Source organism: Blastococcus brunescens, assembly GCF_035320885.1.
GTDB lineage: Bacteria > Actinomycetota > Actinomycetes > Mycobacteriales > Geodermatophilaceae > Blastococcus_B > Blastococcus_B brunescens.
Window position 1 is genome coordinate 934,477 of sequence record NZ_CP141261.1, and the last position, 15,658, is coordinate 950,134.

The 15,658-nt window shown below is 72.8% G+C and carries 18 protein-coding genes and 3 pseudogenes; 16 read left to right on the forward strand and 5 right to left on the reverse strand.

Features of this window, described 5'->3' with window-relative positions:
- Window positions 1-6: 6 nt before the first annotated feature.
- From U6N30_RS06405 to U6N30_RS06430, 8 genes and pseudogenes are all read left to right on the forward strand, one after another.
- Window positions 7-147 (forward strand): biotin/lipoyl-containing protein, encoded by a 141-nt coding sequence (locus U6N30_RS06405; protein WP_324276608.1) that lies wholly within the window; start codon window positions 7-9, stop codon window positions 145-147.
- An 85-nt stretch (window positions 148-232) separates the two neighbouring features.
- Window positions 233-1,387 (forward strand): acyl-CoA dehydrogenase family protein, encoded by a 1,155-nt coding sequence (locus tag U6N30_RS06410; RefSeq protein ID WP_324276609.1) that lies wholly within the window; start codon window positions 233-235, stop codon window positions 1,385-1,387.
- Between the two features lie 259 nt (window positions 1,388-1,646).
- On the forward strand, window positions 1,647-3,140 hold the full coding sequence (locus tag U6N30_RS06415; RefSeq protein WP_324276610.1) for a GntP family permease: 1,494 nt from the start codon (window positions 1,647-1,649) through the stop codon (window positions 3,138-3,140).
- A gap of 27 nt (window positions 3,141-3,167) precedes the next feature.
- Window positions 3,168-3,845 (forward strand): annotated as a pseudogene (locus U6N30_RS33480) (four-carbon acid sugar kinase family protein); the annotation flags it as partial.
- A gap of 362 nt (window positions 3,846-4,207) precedes the next feature.
- Window positions 4,208-4,492, forward strand: a complete 285-nt coding sequence (locus U6N30_RS33485; protein WP_422678096.1) for a nucleotide-binding domain containing protein — start codon at window positions 4,208-4,210, stop codon at window positions 4,490-4,492.
- Window positions 4,493-4,790: 298 nt separating this feature from the next.
- Window positions 4,791-5,558, forward strand: a pseudogene (locus U6N30_RS33490) (PdxA family dehydrogenase); the annotation flags it as partial.
- 17 nt (window positions 5,559-5,575) lie between these two features.
- Window positions 5,576-5,941, forward strand: a complete 366-nt coding sequence (locus U6N30_RS06425) for a DeoR family transcriptional regulator (RefSeq protein WP_324276612.1) — start codon at window positions 5,576-5,578, stop codon at window positions 5,939-5,941.
- The gene (locus U6N30_RS06430) at window positions 5,857-6,450 is read left to right on the forward strand and encodes a DeoR/GlpR family DNA-binding transcription regulator (protein ID WP_324276613.1); all 594 of its coding nucleotides are present in this window, start codon (window positions 5,857-5,859) and stop codon (window positions 6,448-6,450) included. The genes U6N30_RS06425 and U6N30_RS06430 overlap by 85 nt, the downstream gene beginning before the upstream one ends.
- On the opposite strand, the pseudogene U6N30_RS06440 reads toward U6N30_RS06430, so the two are convergent.
- The 5 genes and pseudogenes from U6N30_RS06440 to U6N30_RS06460 form a co-directional block, all read right to left on the reverse strand.
- A pseudogene (locus U6N30_RS06440) lies at window positions 6,417-7,465 on the reverse strand (glycerate kinase); the annotation flags it as partial. The gene U6N30_RS06430 and the pseudogene U6N30_RS06440 overlap by 34 nt on opposite strands.
- Window positions 7,466-7,533: 68 nt before the next feature.
- Window positions 7,534-7,887: a cupin domain-containing protein gene (locus U6N30_RS06445; protein WP_324276614.1), complete on the reverse strand. Its 354-nt coding sequence runs from the start codon at window positions 7,885-7,887 to the stop codon at window positions 7,534-7,536.
- Between the two features lie 119 nt (window positions 7,888-8,006).
- Window positions 8,007-9,167: an NADPH:quinone reductase gene (locus U6N30_RS06450; RefSeq protein ID WP_324278186.1), complete on the reverse strand. Its 1,161-nt coding sequence runs from the start codon at window positions 9,165-9,167 to the stop codon at window positions 8,007-8,009.
- 218 nt (window positions 9,168-9,385) lie between these two features.
- A complete protein-coding gene (locus U6N30_RS06455; RefSeq protein ID WP_324276615.1) occupies window positions 9,386-9,802 on the reverse strand; it encodes a hypothetical protein in 417 nt (138 codons plus the stop codon).
- Between the two features lie 22 nt (window positions 9,803-9,824).
- A complete protein-coding gene (locus U6N30_RS06460) occupies window positions 9,825-10,646 on the reverse strand; it encodes a helix-turn-helix domain-containing protein (RefSeq protein WP_324276616.1) in 822 nt (273 codons plus the stop codon).
- Between the two features lie 89 nt (window positions 10,647-10,735).
- Here U6N30_RS06460 and U6N30_RS06465 point away from each other — a divergent pair, with 89 nt between their 5' ends.
- The 8 genes from U6N30_RS06465 to U6N30_RS06500 are packed head-to-tail and all read left to right on the forward strand — an operon-like array spanning window position 10,736 to window position 15,653.
- Window positions 10,736-12,166 (forward strand): AMP-binding protein, encoded by a 1,431-nt coding sequence (locus U6N30_RS06465; protein ID WP_324276617.1) that lies wholly within the window; start codon window positions 10,736-10,738, stop codon window positions 12,164-12,166.
- Window positions 12,103-12,420, forward strand: a complete 318-nt coding sequence (locus U6N30_RS06470; protein ID WP_324276618.1) for a hypothetical protein — start codon at window positions 12,103-12,105, stop codon at window positions 12,418-12,420. Before U6N30_RS06465 ends, U6N30_RS06470 begins: the two co-directional genes overlap by 64 nt.
- Before the next feature lie 28 nt (window positions 12,421-12,448).
- Window positions 12,449-12,772, forward strand: coding sequence for an AMP-binding enzyme (locus U6N30_RS06475; protein WP_324276619.1), 324 nt, complete (start codon window positions 12,449-12,451; stop codon window positions 12,770-12,772).
- Window positions 12,769-13,341 carry a hypothetical protein gene (locus tag U6N30_RS06480; protein ID WP_324276620.1) on the forward strand — a complete coding sequence of 191 codons (573 nt, stop codon included), beginning with the start codon at window positions 12,769-12,771 and terminating at the stop codon, window positions 13,339-13,341. The genes U6N30_RS06475 and U6N30_RS06480 overlap by 4 nt, the downstream gene beginning before the upstream one ends.
- Window positions 13,233-14,189 carry a hypothetical protein gene (locus U6N30_RS06485; RefSeq protein WP_324276621.1) on the forward strand — a complete coding sequence of 319 codons (957 nt, stop codon included), beginning with the start codon at window positions 13,233-13,235 and terminating at the stop codon, window positions 14,187-14,189. Before U6N30_RS06480 ends, U6N30_RS06485 begins: the two co-directional genes overlap by 109 nt.
- Window positions 14,186-14,317 (forward strand): hypothetical protein, encoded by a 132-nt coding sequence (locus U6N30_RS06490; RefSeq protein WP_324276622.1) that lies wholly within the window; start codon window positions 14,186-14,188, stop codon window positions 14,315-14,317. Before U6N30_RS06485 ends, U6N30_RS06490 begins: the two co-directional genes overlap by 4 nt.
- The gene (locus U6N30_RS06495; protein WP_324276623.1) at window positions 14,308-14,574 is read left to right on the forward strand and encodes a PEP-utilizing enzyme; all 267 of its coding nucleotides are present in this window, start codon (window positions 14,308-14,310) and stop codon (window positions 14,572-14,574) included. The genes U6N30_RS06490 and U6N30_RS06495 overlap by 10 nt, the downstream gene beginning before the upstream one ends.
- Before the next feature lie 11 nt (window positions 14,575-14,585).
- Window positions 14,586-15,653 (forward strand): PEP/pyruvate-binding domain-containing protein, encoded by a 1,068-nt coding sequence (locus U6N30_RS06500; protein ID WP_324276624.1) that lies wholly within the window; start codon window positions 14,586-14,588, stop codon window positions 15,651-15,653.
- The last annotated feature ends 5 nt before the right edge of the window (window positions 15,654-15,658 follow it).

Genomic DNA, 15,658 nt, shown 5'->3' on the forward strand with positions numbered 1-15,658 from the left:
TCCCCGATGCCGGGAACCGTGACGGCGGTGCAGGCCGCGGTCGGTGACGAGGTGGCGGCGGGGACCCCGCTGTTGGTCGTCGAGGCGATGAAGATGGAGCACGTGCTGACCGCCCCCGTTGCGGGGACGGTCACCGAGCTCGGGTGACAGCCGGCCAGACGGTCGCGCTGGACGAGCGGGTGGCCCTGGTGATGCCCAAGGTCGCGCCCGATCAACAGGAGCTGTGACAAGGATGCTGGATTACCGGCTCAGCGACGAGACCGAGTCCCTGCGGAGGACCGTCCGCGAGTTCGCGCAGGAGGTCATCGCCCCGCAGATCGGCGAGTTCTACGAGCGCGACGAGTTCCCCACCCACATCGTGCGGCAGATGGGCGAGCTCGGGCTGTTCGGCCTGCCGTTCCCCGAGGAGTACGGCGGCGCGGGCGGCACCTACTTCGACCTGTGCGTGGCGCTCGAGGAGCTGGCGCGGGTGGACTCCTCGATGGCGATCACCGTCGAGGCCGGCGTCTCGCTCGGGGCCATGCCGATCTTCCGGTTCGGCACGGAGGAGCAGAAGAAGGAGTGGCTGCCGCGGCTGTGCGCGGGCGAGGCCCTGGGCGCCTTCGGGCTGACCGAGCCCGGTGGCGGTTCCGACGCCGGCGCCACGCGCACGGCCGCGCGCCTCGAGGACGGGCACTGGGTGATCAACGGGTCGAAGGCGTTCATCACCAACTCCGGCACCGATCTCACCCAGCTCGTGATCGTCACCGCCGTCACCGGCACGCGCCCGGACGGCGGCAAGGAGATCTCGGCGATCCTGGTGCCGTCGGGCACGCCGGGCTTCGTCGTCGGCCAGCGGTACTCGAAGGTCGGCTGGAACGCCTCCGACACCCGAGAGCTGTCGTTCACCGACGTCCGGGTGCCCGAGGAGAACCTGGTGGGGGAGCGGGGCCGCGGCTACGCGCAGTTCCTCTCCATCCTGGACGAGGGGCGCATCGCGATCTCGGCGCTGTCGGTCGGGCTGGCGCAGGGCTGCGTCGACGAGTCGGTGAAGTACGCCGGCGAGCGCGAGGCCTTCGGTCAGGTGATCGGGAAGAACCAGGCGATCCAGTTCATGATCGCCGACATGGAGGTGCGGGCCTCCACCGCGCGGCTGGCCTACTACCGGGCGGCGGAGAAGATGCTGCGCGGGGAGCCGTTCAAGCGCGAGGCCTCGATCGCCAAGCTGTACAGCTCCGAGGTCGCGATGGACAACGCCCGCTACGCCACCCAGGTGCACGGCGGGTACGGGTTCATGAACGAGTTCCCGGTCGGCCGCTTCTACCGCGACGCGAAGATCCTGGAGATCGGCGAAGGCACCAGCGAGGTGCAGCGGATGCTCATCGCCCGCGACCTCGGCGTCGGCTGAGCGAGCACCGGCCGAGCTCGGACCCCGACTGTGCGCGCATCCACCGCTCCCGGCGCCGGATGAGGAGGATGCGCGCACAACGGTGCGGCGGGGTCAGGCGGGACGCCGACGCGGGCGGGACGGTCGGGAGCTGACGCTGACGCGCTAGTTGCGCGTTCCGCGCACGTCACCGTTCGGTTGCGCTTGCTTCGCGCAGTTACCTACCTCACGCTAGCGGTGGTTCTCCCCGACGGCGGGGAGGCGGCAGGGAGGTTCCCGGGTGGACGTACAGCTTCTCCTCGCACTCGTGCTCGGCATCACCACGATCGTCGTGCTCGTGCTGCGCACCCGCCTCGACGCGTTCGTGGCACTGCTCATCGCGGCCCTGGTGACCGGCTTCGTCGCCGGCGCACCGGCCGGCGAGATCATCGGCTCGATCACGACCGGCTTCGGCAACACGCTCGCCTCGATCGGCATCGTCATCGGTCTCGGCGTAGCCATCGGCAAGATCCTGGAGGTCTCGGGAGCGGCCGACGCCCTGGCCCAGAAGTTCGTCAAGGTCCTCGGGAAGGGCCGCGAGCACTGGGCCATGGCCGGGACGGGCGCGATCGTCTCCATCCCGGTCTTCTGCGACTCCGGCTACGTGATCATGAACCCGCTGGCCCGGTCCATCGCCCGCCGGATCCGCGGCCGCTACGTGACCCTGGCGCTCGCTCTGGGCTGCGGCATGACCCTGACCCACCACCTCGTCCCGCCGACGCCGGGCCCGCTGGCTGTGGCGGGCATCCTCGGTGCCGACCTCGGCGGCCTGATCCTCGCCGGTCTGGTCTTCGCCGTCCTGCTGGTACCCGTCGTCATCGCGTATGCCTCCTACATCGGGCCGAAGCTGGAGAGCGAGGTCACCCCGCAGGTCCGGGAGGCCGTCTACTCCGACGTGCCGGCGAGCACGGGGGTCGGGCGGGCGGGCACCGCCGGCGGTGCCGGGGCCGGGGTCGACGACCTCGACGGGGGTGAGCCGCTGCGGGAGGAGTCATCCACCACCGCGCTCGGCGAGGCCCCGGCGGGCGCCGAGCCGCACCGGGTCGGGTTCGCGCTGGCCTCGGTGCCGCTGTTCGTGCCCTTGCTGCTGATCGTCCTGAACACGGTCACTGCCGCGATCGACCGGAACGCCCAGGATGTGCTGTCGCCGACCGACGAGTACACGCCCTCGGGCTTCGCCGCGATCATGGCCTTCCTCGGCAACCCGGTCGTCGCGCTGGTCATCGGCATCATCCTGGCCGTCTACCTGTTGCTGCCCCGCTGGACGCCGCGCAACCGGGTCCACGGCTGGCTCGCCGACGCCGCGGCGTCGGCCGGTCTGATCATCCTGATCACCGGTGCGGGCGGGGCCCTCGGCCAGGTGCTGCGTGACACCGGTGTCGGCGACGAGCTGGCCGAGGCGGTGTCCAGCCTGTCGCTGCCCAGCGTGCTGGTGCCCTTCCTGATCGCGTCCCTGGTCCGCATCGCGCAGGGGTCGGGCACGGTCGCGATGATCACCGCGGCGTCCGTGTCCGCACCGCTGGTCGACACCCTCGGGCTCTCGGCGCTGCTGGCGGCGCTGGCCTGCTGTGCCGGGTCCATGGTGTTCAGCTACTTCAACGACTCGTACTTCTGGGTCGTGACCCGCTTCACCGGCCTGGAGGGAACGGCCGCGCTGAAGGGCTGGTCGGGGATCACCACGGCGGTCTGGCTGGCCTCGCTGCCGTTGCTGCTCATCGCCAGCCTGTTCCTCTGACCCGGTCCAGCACCGTGGAGCGACGCGATGGCTGAGGTGCTCGTCGTGGCCGACGACCTGACGGGGGCGAACGCCACGGCTGCGGGGTTCGCCGGCGCCGGTCTCCGGGCGGCGACGGCGAGCGTCGCCTCCGGGGCCGAAGCGATCACCGGCATGCTGTCCCGCTTCGACGTGGTGGTGGCCACGACGGACAGCCGCCACGTCGCGCCCGACGTCGCCGCCGGGATGGTGCGTTCGACCGTGCGGGCCGGCTGGCCGGCACGGCTGGTCTGCAACCGCATCGACACGACGCTGCGTGGCAACATCGGCGCGACGACCGAGGCAGTGGTGGCCGAGGTGGGCGCCCTCACGGGCACGCGGGTGGTGGCGCTCTGCGCCCCGGCGCACCCGGCGGCAGGACGGCACACGATCGGCGGCACCCAGTTGCTCGACGGACGACGACTGGAGGAGACGGAGGTGGCCCGGGACGCCCGGACCCCGATGCGGACCTCGGACGTCGCCGAGATCCTGCGCCAGCAGACCGACCTGCCCACCCAGGTGCTGCCGATGGCCTCGGTGACCGGCCGCCGGGAGGATCTCGTGGCCGACATCAGGTCCGCGCTCGACACGGGCGTCGCGGTGCTGGTCGCCGACGCCACCACCGACGAGCACCTGCAGCGGATCGCGGACGCCGCGGTGGCGGCGTCCGAGGGCATGGAGCTGGTGTGGGTGACCAGCGACCCCGGGCCGGGGTCGGTGGCCATGGCGCGGGCCCTGGGGCTGCACCCCGCGGCGCGCGGCGCGCCGCTGCTCGTCGTCTCGGGGTCGGCGACCGAGCTCACCCGCAAGCAGCTGCAGCAGCTGGCCGCCGAGCGGGCGGCCACGGTGCACCGGGTGCCGTGCCTGCCGGGCAGCGCCGTGCCCGATCCGGAGGCGGCGACGGCGGTGCTGGTCGACGCCCTGTCCAGCGCCGGCCCCGCCGACATCGTCGTCTTCGCGACGGTGATCGAGGACTCCGACGTGCGGCCGACGTCGGCGGAGGACGCCGACCGGATCCCCGGGAACTCGCGGGCGCCGTGCGACGGGCGATGGCGAGGCACGCCGTGGACGGGCTGTTCACCACGGGAGGCGACGTCACTGCGGCCGTCCTGTCCGAGCTCGAGTCGCACGGGCTGGAGATCTCCGGGGAGGTGGTGCCGCTGGCCGTGGCGGGCACCCTCGTCGGCGGGCCGTGGGACGGCCTGCACATCGCCACCAAGGGAGGCCTGGTCGGGGACGTCGCGACGACCGTGGCCTGCCTGGACCACCTGCGCCGGACCGTGGAGCTGGAGCGCCGCCATGTTGCCTCCGCCCGGACCCGGGCATCCACCTGACCGAAGCACCGGCATCGAGGGAGACGCACATGACCAGGCACGTACTCGCACTGACCCTGGGCGACCCCGTGGGGATCGGCCCGGAGATCACGGCACGGACGCTGGCCGAGCAGGCCGGCGCGGGCGACCACCACGGCGTCGCCGTCGGGGATCCGGCGGCGCTGCGGCGCGGCGTCGAGGCCATGGGCCTGGACGTGGAGGTGCGCACCGTCGACGGCTTCGACGTGGAGCCTGCCGACGGGGTCATCGACATCGTCGACACCGGAGTGCTCGGGGACGACGTCCCCGAGTGGGGAAGGTCGACGAGCGGGCCGGCCGGGCCGCGGTCGCCGCGATCGAGACCGCCACCCGCGCCGCGATGGACCAGAAGGTGGCCGGCATCGTCACCGGGCCGATCAACAAGGAGGCCATCTGGGCCGCCGGCTCCAAGCACCTGGGCCACACCGAGATGCTGGGCGAGCTGACCGGGGTCACCGAGCAGGACACCATGTTCGTCGTCCGCAACTCCGCGGCGGAAGGCCACCACCTGCGCATCTTCTTCACGACCCGGCACGTCTCCCTGCGCAAGGCCATCGACCAGCTGACCAAGGAGCGCATCCAGGACTCCATCCGCAAGGCGCACACCGCGTTGCAGGTCTTCGGTGTGCAGAACCCGCGACTGGCCGTCGCCGCGCTGAACCCGCACGGGGGCGAGAACGGCAACTTCGGCGACGAGGAGATCGTGCACATCGCGCCGGCCTGCGAGGCGGCGCGTGAGGAGGGGCTGGACGTCAGCGGTCCGATCCCGGCCGACTCGGTGTTCCACCAGGGGCTGGTCGGCCGGTACGACGGGGTGCTGTCGCAGTACCACGACCAGGGGCACATCCCGGCCAAGACGTTCGACTTCGACGGCACCATCTCGGTGACCGTCGGCCTGCCGATCCTGCGGACCTCGGTCGACCACGGCACCGCTTTCGACATCGCCGGCACCGGGAAGGCCGGCCACGGGACGATGCTGTCGGCTTACCTGGCGGCGGTGGACTACGCGCCGTTCGTCGACAACATCCGCCGCACCTACGGGTCCTGAGCGGGCAGCGGGCGTCCATGGGAGAGGCGCGGAGGCGACGGGCGACCGAGGAGCGGCACGAATCGCTGCTGACCCTGCTGCGCGGCGGCGTCGACGGGGTGGAGACGCTGGCCGAGCGGGTCGGCGTCTCCACGTCCACGGTGCGCCGGGACCTGACCTCGTTGCAGCGGGACGGACGCATCGCCCGTACCTACGGCGGTGCCATGGTCCGGGACGCCTTCCACGAGCGGTCCTTCGGGAGAGCGCCCTGCTGCACGCCGAGGCCAAGGCGGCGATCGCCCTGGCTGCGGCGGAGCACGTGCCCGCGGAGGGCCATGTCTTCCTCGACGCCGGGACCACCTGCCTGGCGCTCGCCCGGGTCCTCGCCGACCGGGGCCCGCTGACCGTGGTGACGCGCGGCCTGGAGACCGCCCTGCTGCTCGCGCGGGCCCCGCGGATACGGGTGATCATGCTCGGCGGGCAGGTGCAGTCGCTGAGCCATGGCGTGGCGGGGGCGCTCTCGGAGGTGGCGCTGGCCCGTCTCGCGTTCGACGTCGCCTTCCTCGGCGCGGACACGGTGGACGCGGGCAGGGGGCTGGGGGAGCCCACCGTCGAGGAGACCTACGTCAAGGAGCTCGTCGCCGGGCGGTCGGAGAAGGTGGTCCTGCTCGCCGACTCGTCCAAGTTCGTGCCCGCGAACGCCCCGGCGTGGACGCCGATCGGTACCTCGTGGACCGTCCTGACCGACTGGGGGTCGATCCCGAGGCCGTGGCCGACTTCGGGCGCCGGGGGTCAGCGTGGTGGCGGCGGGCTGAGGTGGCGGCGGGCGATCTGCCGCGAGACGCGCTCGAGCAGGTCGCTCGCGTCGGCCATGCAGCGTTCGACGTCGGGTTCCAGTGCGGTCAGGGGATAGGCCGCCCGGATACCGGCCGCCCGCAGCTGACCGGCATCGAGCGTCGTCCGGCCGCACACCGCGACCACGGCGGCGCCGGCGTCCCTCGCCAGCCGCGCGACCCCCACGGGTGCCTTGCCGTGCAAGGTCTGCTCGTCCAGGGACCCCTCGCCCACGACCACGAGGTCCACCCCTCGACGTGTGACCGGAAGTCGAGGAGATCGAGCATGAGGTCGATGCCCGGACGCAGCGTCGCACCCAGGACCGCCATGGCGGCGAAGCCGACCCCTCCGGCGGCACCGGCACCGGGCGCCTCGCGCACGTCCCGGCCGGTGGTCTCCGAGATCCGGTCCGCCAGCAGGGACAGGCCCCGGTCCAGCAGCTCGACCTGTGCCTCGTCGGCGCCCTTCTGGGGGCCGTAGACGGCGGCGGCACCCAGCGGCCCGGTCAGCGGGTTGTCGACGTCACACGCCACCACGACCTGCGCGCCGGCGAGTGACGGGCGCAGCTCCCCGAGGTCGACGCGGGTCAGCTGGTGGAGCGCCGCGCCGCCCGGGCCGATCTCACGGCCGTCCGCGTCGAGGAGCCGGACGCCCAGGGCCTGCAGCATCCCGGCGCCACCGTCGGTGCAGGCGCTGCCGCCGATGCCCACGACGATGCGCCTGGCCCCGTCGGCGAGGGCTGCGGCGATGACCTCGCCGGTTCCGCGGCTGGTCGCCGTCAACGGCTGCACCTGCCCCGCGGGCAACCGGGGCAGGCCGGAGACATCGGCCATCTCCACGACGGCGTCGGCCCCACGACGGCCGTAGGCGGTCTCGACCGGGTCGCCCGTCGGGCCGGAGGCGGTCACGGGCACGCGGTCGAAACCGGCGGCGAGGGCAGCGGCGAGCGTCCCCTCGCCGCCGTCGGCCACGGGGAGGGCCGTGACGTGGAGTCCGGGCAGCTCCGCGGTGAGCCCGCGGATGACGGCGTCAGCGACCTCCGCGGCGGACAGCGAACCCTTGAACTTGTCCGGAGCCACCAGCACTCGTGCCATACCGGCGATGGTGCCAGCGCTCGACCGGGGGCGCGCCGCCGGCGACGCGCCCCGGGGCGTCACCGCGTTCAGTCGGACAGGGGAGCCCGGTCTGGGACGGCGACGCTGAGCAGGACGACGCTGTCCTCGTCGGCGTGCAGGCTGTGCCGCCGATCCGGGATGGGGCTGAACTGGTGCGCGCCCAGCTCGACGGTCTCATCGCCGGCGAGCAGCCGCACCCGGCCCCGGAGCACCAGGAGGCTCGCCGGACCGGGGCTCTCGTGCGCCCCCAGCTCGGCGTCGGCGAGGAGCGCGATCACGGTCTGCCGCAGTCCGTCGACCGGGTGGGGCAGGGTCCGGGCGGCCCGGCGGGCGTGCTCACCGCTCGCCTTGTCCAGCAGCTCTCCCAGGAGGGCGTGCAGGTCGACGGGTGCAGGCGGCATGGGCCGAGCCTAGGCGCGGCGAGATGCAGCGGCAGGCGCTGCACGCGATCATGACGGCGACGATGGCCGAGCGCAGCGAGTGCCTGCCGCCGATGACCCCGGCCGCGAGCTGAGCGACCTCAGGCCGTGACGTCGATCAGCACCTTCCCCACGGCGCCGTCCTGCACCGCCCGGTGCGCCTGGTCGGTGTGCTCCAGCGGGAAGACATGCAGCGGCAGCCCGGCCTCCCGGCCGACGCGGATCGCGCCGTCGAGGACGGCGGCGTTGACGTCTTCCACGCCGATCTCCTTGGCGCGGGCCGGCTCGGTGTAGACCAGGACGAACTGCCAGCGGGCGTTCGGGCCCATCTGCAGCCGCACCGGCACGGTCACCTCCGCCCCACCGTCGTCGGCGTACATCGCGACCGCCCCGTGCATGCCGATCACCTGGGCGTCGATGCCGGCGTTCACGGCGGCCGACACCTCGACGATCGAGTCCACGCCCTTCGGTGCGACCTTCCCGACCTCGGAAACGACGTCCTGCCGCCGGTAGTCCACGACGTGGTCGGCTCCGGCCGCTGCCGCCAGCCGCGCCTTCTCGGGGCTGCTCACCGTCGCGATCACCGTCGCGTCGGCCCAGCGGGCCAGCTGGATCGCCGCGTTGCCCACGGCGCCGGCACCGCCCTGCACCAGCACGGTGCGACCGGTCAGCGTGCCCGGGCCGATGCGGTCGGGCAGCGACTCGGCGACCGTGAGGCAGCGGTGCGCGGTCAGGAACGGGATGCCGAGCGCCGCGCCCAGCTCGAAGGACGGGTCGGGGCCGAGCAGCACCGTCTGCCGGGCGGGCACGACGGTGAACTCGGCCGCCGTGCCGAACGGCCGCTGCCAGGCCGCCTCCCAGATCCACACTCGCTCGCCGACCAGCACCGGGTCGACACCCTCGCCGACGGCGTCGACGGTGCCGGACCCGTCCTGGTTCGGGATCTGCCCGTCCGGGCCGGGTGGCGTCTTGCTGCGTGACTTCCAGTCGGTGGGGTTGACGCCGGAGACGGCGACGCGGACGCGAACTTCGCCGGGACCGGGGTCGGGGATCGGGCGGTCGGTCAGCTGGAGGACGTCGGGGCCGCCGGGCTGGGTGTAGGAGATCGCGCGCACGCGTCCCTTCCTACCGCCGACCCGCCCCCGGGGCGCGATGAGTTCCGCGGTGCGGGCCGGTCCACGTTCGGTGACCACGTCACCGCAGCCCCTGGACCTCGTCGTCACCGCGCCGATCGAGAAGGACGGCGCCTTCCCCACCTTCATCACCGTGCCGGGTTCGGCCGAGGCGCTCGGCACCCGGCGGGCGGTGAAGGTGACGGGGACGATCGACGGCCACGAGTTCGCCGCCACGCTGATGCCGTCGCCGATCCGGCCCGCACTGGCTGCCCCTGCGGGCCGCGCTGTGCACGGCGACGGGCAAGTCCCGGGCCGGGGAACGGGTGACGGTCGCGCTCCGTCAGCGGCTCAGCTGAGGCTGGCCGTCAGCCGGCCGGCATGTCCTCGTCCGTCGGCCACTCCGGGAGCGGGAGGCCGGCGAGTGCGAGCAGCTTCTCGACCGCCTCCTCGACGACGTCCTCGGCGGGCGGGGCGCCGTCCGGTGCGGCCATGAGCCGCCGCACGTCGTCGGGGTCGACGTCCGTTCCGGCGGCGTCCTTGACCCAGCGGGTGAAACCCTGTGCCTCGGCCTGCGTGTCCACCGGATCGCCGGCGTCGGGTTCCTCGAAGTAGATGCGCGGCTCGTAGCCCAGGTAGAACCGCCCGCCCGAGGCGTCGACGGAGCGGTAGTCGATCGTCGCGACGTCGCTGTCGTGCACGTCGACGAGCAGGAACGGCACGGCGGTCGGCCCTCCGAACGTCCACCGACCGTCGCTGTACGCGAGCTTCCCGAAGTACCCCACCGCCGGAGGCTAACCGCCGACCTCACCCGTGCCCGAGGCCCGCCGCGCGAGCCCGATCCTCGACCGTCCGGACGGCTGCGCGGAGGTCGTCGAGGTGCCGCTCCACGGCGGTGGGCAGGGAGAGGGCACGGCGGCGCCAGGTCAGGTTGATGCACCCCACGACCCGCCCGTCGACGCGGACGGGCATCGCGATCGACTCCCGGCCGTCGTCCACCTCCGACCGGGGCCGGTCGTGGTCGCCGCCGAAGTCGGGGGCCCGGACGGCGTAGCCACGCTGCCGCGTCGCCTCGACCATCCTGCGGACGGCGGCGTCGTCCTGCGCCAGTTGGTACGCCGGGTCCTTCTTGAGCCGCAGCCGGGCGAGCACCGCCGTCAGCTCCTGCTCCGAGCAGAAGGCGAGGTAGGCCCGACCCGACGCCGAGCCGAGCATGTTCACCCGGAACCCGTGCGGCCGCGGCGGGAGGCCGTCGAAGTAGGTGCGCGAGCTGTTGGTCTCCAGCGTCTCCATGTGGTCCAGCCGCGGCACCGAGACGATCGAGGGCCACTGCAGCCGCTGCGACAGCTCGCCGAGCACCGGTGAGGCGATCTCGGCCAGCCACTCGCCGTCGTCGCTCTCGACGCGGCGCTGCAGCGTGTGGCTCGGCAGGAACGCGCCGTCGACCATCCGCTGCCAGACGAGGCCGTGCTGGGCGGCGGTGTGCAGGATGCGGGTCAGGGTGGACTTCGGGATGCCGGTGGCCAGGTGCAGGTCGTGCAGGCTTGCCGCGCCCACGTCGCGCAGGACCTGCAGCACGTCGAGGCCGCGGGACAGGGAGGCGATGGTCTTCACCCGGTACTCCCGCATGCCGGCCCCCTGAGCTGCAATTTTTCGCTGGGTGAAATGAACCGCGATGAGTGTTGCCCATCACACTCGGCCTGCGCCACTGTCTGCGCATGGCTTCCTCCGCCGCGGGCCGCAGCACCTCCGCGGTGCGCGAGGGCGACCTGCTGTGGACGCCGGGGCCGGAGCGGATCGCCCGCGCCCGCCTGACCGAGTTCACCCGCTTCGCGGAGACCCGCACCGGCCGGACGTTCCCCGGGTACGCCGACCTCTGGGCGTGGTCCACCACCGAGCTCGAAGAGTTCTGGCAGGCGATCTGGGACTTCTTCGACGTCCGCTCGTCGGCGCCGCACACCGCCGTCCTGGAGAGCCGGGACATGCCCGGCGCGCGGTGGTTCCCTGGCGCCCGGCTCAACGTCGCCGAGCAGATCCTGCGCAACGAGCACTCGTCCGCGCCCGCACTGCTCTACTCCGCCGAGGGCACCGAGCTCCGCGAGCTGAGCTGGCCCGACTTCGCCGCGCAGGTGCGCGCGGTCGCCACGCACCTGCGCAGCCGCGGAGTCGGCTCCGGTGACCGGGTGGTCTCCTTCCTGCCCAACGTGCCGGAGGCGATCATCGCGATGGTCGCGACGGCGAGCCTCGGCGCGGTGTGGGCCAGCGTGTCGCCGGACTTCGGCACCCGCGGCGCGCTCGACCGGCTGGGTCAGCTCGACCCACGGGTGCTCGTCGCCTGCGACGGCTACCGCTACGGCGGTCGCGACTTCGACCGTCGCGCCGAGGTGGCCGACATCGCCGCAGGGCTGCCAGGCCTGCTCGAGGTCGTGCACGTGCCGGTGCTCGGGCTGCACGTGGAGGGGACCACCTGGGCCGAGGTGGTCACCGGGCCGACGGTGCCCGCCGGCGAGTTCGTCGTCGAGCAGGTGCCCTTCGACCACCCGTTGTGGGTGCTGTTCTCCTCCGGCACCACCGGGCTGCCCAAGGCGATCGTGCACGGGCACGGCGGGATCCTCCTGGAGCAGCTCAAGGGGCTGAGCTTCCACCAGGGGCTGCACCCCGGGGACCGGGCGTTCTTCTTCACCACCACCGGCTGGATGATGTGGAACTTCCTGGTCAGCATGCTGCTGCTGGGCATCACGCCGGTGCTCTACGACGGCAACCCCGCCCACCCCGACGTCGATGCGCTGTGGCGGATCGCGCAGGACAGCCGGGCCACGCTGTTCGGCGCCAGCCCCACCTTCGTCGAGCTGATGCAGAAGGCCGGCGTGGTGCCCGGCGAGCGGTTCGACGTCAGCGCGATCGAGACGATCATGCCGGCCGGGTCACCGGTGTCCCCGGCCATCACGGCCTGGTTCTACGAGAACGTCAAGCCCGACCTCTGGGTGGCGACCGGCAGCGGTGGCACCGACATCTGCACCGGACTGGTGGGCGGGGTCGAGACGCTGCCGGTGCGGGCCGGGGAGATCCAGGCGCGTTCCTCGGCGTGGCCGCCGAGTCGTGGGACGAGCAGGGGCGCAGCGTCGTCGGGCGGGTCGGCGAGCTGGTGATCACCGCCCCGATGCCGTCGATGCCGGTGCGGTTCTGGGGCGACGAGGACGGCGCCCGGTACCGGGCCAGCTACTTCGAGACCTTCCCCGGCGTCTGGCGGCACGGGGACTTCTTCGAGCTGAACGAGCGCGGCGGCTGCTTCGTCCGGGGCCGATCCGACGCGGTGCTCAACCGGCAGGGGTGCGGATCGGCACGGCGGAGATCTACCGCGTGGTCGAGGACGACCCGGCCGTGCGCACGTCGCTGGTGGTGAACCTCGACCTGCCCGGCGGGGGTTCTTCATGCCGCTGTTCGTCGTGCTGCAGCCCGGAGCCGACTTCGACGCGACGACCGTCGAGCGGCTGCGCCGCGCGCTGCGCGAGGAGTACACGCCGCGGCACGTGCCCGACCGGTTCGTCGCCGTCCGGGACGTCCCGCTCACCCGCAGCGGCAAGAAGATGGAGATCCCGGTGCGCCGCGTGCTGCTCGGCGCCGACCCCACCGAGGTCGCCGACCCCAACGCCATGGCCGATCCGGCCGCCTTCGACGACATCGTCGCCTACGCCCGCACCCAGTCCGACTACCCGCTGCAGATCCCCGCCGGCCCCCGACAGGAGCTCCCATGACCGAGCGCTCGTTCCCCCTGCCCTCGCAGATCGACGCCGTGCCCGGTGCGGAGGGCTGGGAGGCGATGTACCCGTACTTCTCGCGCTTCCAGCCGGAGGACGACGGGCGGTTCTGGTTCTACAACTCCATGCACTTCCCGGAGGTCGTCCCGGCCTTCGACGGCATCACCTCCGAGATCCCCTACACCGCGATCGGGGCGAACACCGCCCGGCTGTTCTCCTTCCCGACGACGATGGGGATCGAGTACCGGATCATCCACGGGCGGGTCTACATCACCGCCAACCCGGTGCTCGACGAGGCGGAGCAGGGGAAGCGGTTCGCCGCTTTCCAGGAGCGGGCAGGGCACTACTACGGCAACTGGGACCGCATCTACGGCGAGTGGCAGCAGCGCATCGAGGCGCTGATCGCCGACATCGAGGCCGTCGAGGTGCCCGAACTCGGTGACCTCGACCCCTCGAGGTGGTCACCGGCGGTCGCGGGTTCGCCTCCAACCACTACCTGCGCGAGCGGTTCCACCGCTGCATCGACCTGTACTCGAAGATGTGGCACCACCACACCGAGCTGCTGATGCTCGGATACGGCGCCTACGTCGTCTTCTTCGAGTTCTGCAAGCAGGCGTTCCCGGAGATGGGCGACCAGATGGTGGCGCGGATGGTCGCCGGCATGGACGTGACCATGTACCGCCCGGACGACGAGCTGAAGAAGCTCGCCGCGCTGGCGGTCGAGCTCGACCTGGCCGACCTGTTCGTCGAGGGCGCGGAGCCGGCCAAGGTGCTGGCGGAGCTGGGCGAGCGCGGGGACGGAGGCGCCCGCTGGCTGGCGGCGCTGGAGGCCGCGAAGGACCCGTGGTTCAACGTCTCGGTCGGCGACGGCTTCTACCACCACCACCTGTCCTGGGCCGACGACCTGACCGTGCCCTTCGCCGCTCTGCCGCGCTACGTCGAGCAGATCGCGGCCGGCGAGGACCTCACCCGTCCGACCGAGCGGCTGGCGCAGGAGCGCGACCGGATCGCGGGGAGTACCGGGCCCTGCTGGACTCCGAGGAGGAGAAGGCGGCCTTCGACCAGATGCTGGGCCTGTGCCGGCAGGTGTTCCCCTACATCGAGTCGCACAAGTTCTACTGCGAGCACTGGTTCACCACGCGCTTCTTCCAGAAGATCCGGGCCTTCGGGGCGCTGCTGGCCGAGCGCGGCGTGCTGCTGGCGGCCGACGACGTCTTCCACCTGCGGCACCTCGAGGTCGAGGACGCCCTCGTCGACGTCTCGCTCGCCTGGGCCTCGGGTGGGACGGAGCTCGGTGCCCGGCACTGGCAGCCGATCGTCGCCGAGCGCAAGCGGATCCTCGAGACGCTGGCGGGCTGGTCCCCGCCGCCGGCGCTGGGCGCCGTCCCCGAAGCGCTCAACGACCCGGCGGTGAAGATGCTCTGGGGCATCACCCAGGAGACCATCGAGGCCTGGCTCGGCGGCGAGGACGACGACGAGTCGACCGTCCGCGGCTACGCGGCTTCGCCCGGTGTCGTCGAGGGGTCGCCCGGGTGCTGCTGAACGTGAACGACATCGGGCAGATCCGTGAGGGCGAGGTCCTCGTCTGCCCGGTGACCGCGCCCAGCTGGGGGCCGGTCTTCGGCAAGATCGCCGCGGCCGTCTCCGACATCGGCGGCACGATGTCGCACGCGGCGATCGTGGCCCGCGAGTACGGCATGCCCGCCGTCGTCGGGACCGGCCTGGCCACCACCCGCATCCGGACCGGAGACCGCGTCCGCGTCGACGGCGACCGCGGCGTCGTCACCGTGCTGAGCTGATGGGGACCCTCATGACCACAGGTCCCGTCCTGCACGTCCGCGACGTCGGGCTCGGCGACGTCGCGACCGTCGGCGGCAAGGGCGCCAGCCTCGGCGAGCTGCTGCGCGCCGGCATCCGGGTGCCGACCGGCTTCGCGGTGACCACGGCGGCCTTCCGGCGGACCGTCGAGCACCTCACCGTGCACGGCGGGTCGGTGCCGGCCCGCGTGGCCGCTCTCGATCCCGCCGACGCCGAGGGGCTCGCCGCCGCGACCGCCGAGATCCGGGCGGTCCTGGAGTCCGCGCCCCCGCCGGACGAGGTCGCCGGCGCGGTCGCCGCGGCCTACGCGGCGCTGTGCGACGAGTGCGGCGACCCCGATCTCCCGGTCGCCGTCCGGTCGAGTGCCACCAGCGAGGACAGCGCGGAGGCCAGCTTCGCTGGGCTGCAGGACACCTACCTGTGGGTGCACGGCGCCGCCTCGGTGCTCGAGCACGTGCGCCGGTGCTGGGCCAGCCTGTACAGCGTCGAATCGGTGACCTACCGGCTCCGCCGCGGCATCCCGGAGACCGACCTGGGGATGGCCGTCGTCGTCCAGCGGATGGTGGGAGCCCGCAGCTCCGGGGTGATGTTCACCCGCAGCCCGCGCAGCGGGGACAAGTCGGTGATCGCCATCGACGCCAGCTGGGGCCTCGGATCCGCCGTCGTGAGCGGCGACGTCACGCCCGACTCGTTCGTGGTCAGCAAGGTGACCGGCGAGATCAAGCGAACCGTGGCCACGAAGACGCGGTGGCACCGACCCGACCCCTCCGGTGCCGGCGTGGTGGAGACCGACGTGCCGGGCGAGCTGCAGGACGAGCCGTCGATCTCCGACGAGGAGATCGCCGAGCTGGTCGCGACCGCCCGCCAGGTGGAGGCGCACTACGGCTGCCCGCAGGACATCGAGTGGGCGGTGGACGACACGGGTGCGGTCTTCCTCCTGCAGAGCCGGCCCGAGACCGTGTGGGCGGAGAAGGACCGGGCCCGGAAGGCCGCCCCGACCGCGCGCCCCTTCGACCACGTCTTCCACCTGCTGGGCGGCACGCGCCCGTCCCAGGGGTGAGCGCG

Bases quoted from the DNA above. Each gene is read 5' to 3' on its own strand.
- U6N30_RS06405 (WP_324276608.1), top strand. From the start codon at position 7: ATGCCGGGAACCGTGACGGCGGTGCAGGCCGCGGTCGGTGACGAGGTG.
- U6N30_RS06480 (WP_324276620.1), top strand. From the start codon at position 12,769: ATGACCGAGCGCTCGTTCCCCCTGCCCTCGCAGATCGACGCCGTGCCC.
- U6N30_RS06450 (WP_324278186.1), bottom strand. From the start codon at position 9,167: ATGAAGGTGGGGAAGGCGCCGTCCTTCTCGATCGGCGCGGTGACGACG.
- U6N30_RS33485 (WP_422678096.1), top strand. From the start codon at position 4,208: ATGGCGAGGCACGCCGTGGACGGGCTGTTCACCACGGGAGGCGACGTC.
- U6N30_RS06475 (WP_324276619.1), top strand. From the start codon at position 12,449: ATGCCGCTGTTCGTCGTGCTGCAGCCCGGAGCCGACTTCGACGCGACG.
- U6N30_RS06460 (WP_324276616.1), bottom strand. From the start codon at position 10,646: ATGCGGGAGTACCGGGTGAAGACCATCGCCTCCCTGTCCCGCGGCCTC.
- U6N30_RS06425 (WP_324276612.1), top strand. From the start codon at position 5,576: ATGGGAGAGGCGCGGAGGCGACGGGCGACCGAGGAGCGGCACGAATCG.
- U6N30_RS06465 (WP_324276617.1), top strand. From the start codon at position 10,736: ATGGCTTCCTCCGCCGCGGGCCGCAGCACCTCCGCGGTGCGCGAGGGC.
- U6N30_RS06500 (WP_324276624.1), top strand. From the start codon at position 14,586: ATGACCACAGGTCCCGTCCTGCACGTCCGCGACGTCGGGCTCGGCGAC.
- U6N30_RS06445 (WP_324276614.1), bottom strand. From the start codon at position 7,887: ATGCCGCCTGCACCCGTCGACCTGCACGCCCTCCTGGGAGAGCTGCTG.
- U6N30_RS06410 (WP_324276609.1), top strand. From the start codon at position 233: ATGCTGGATTACCGGCTCAGCGACGAGACCGAGTCCCTGCGGAGGACC.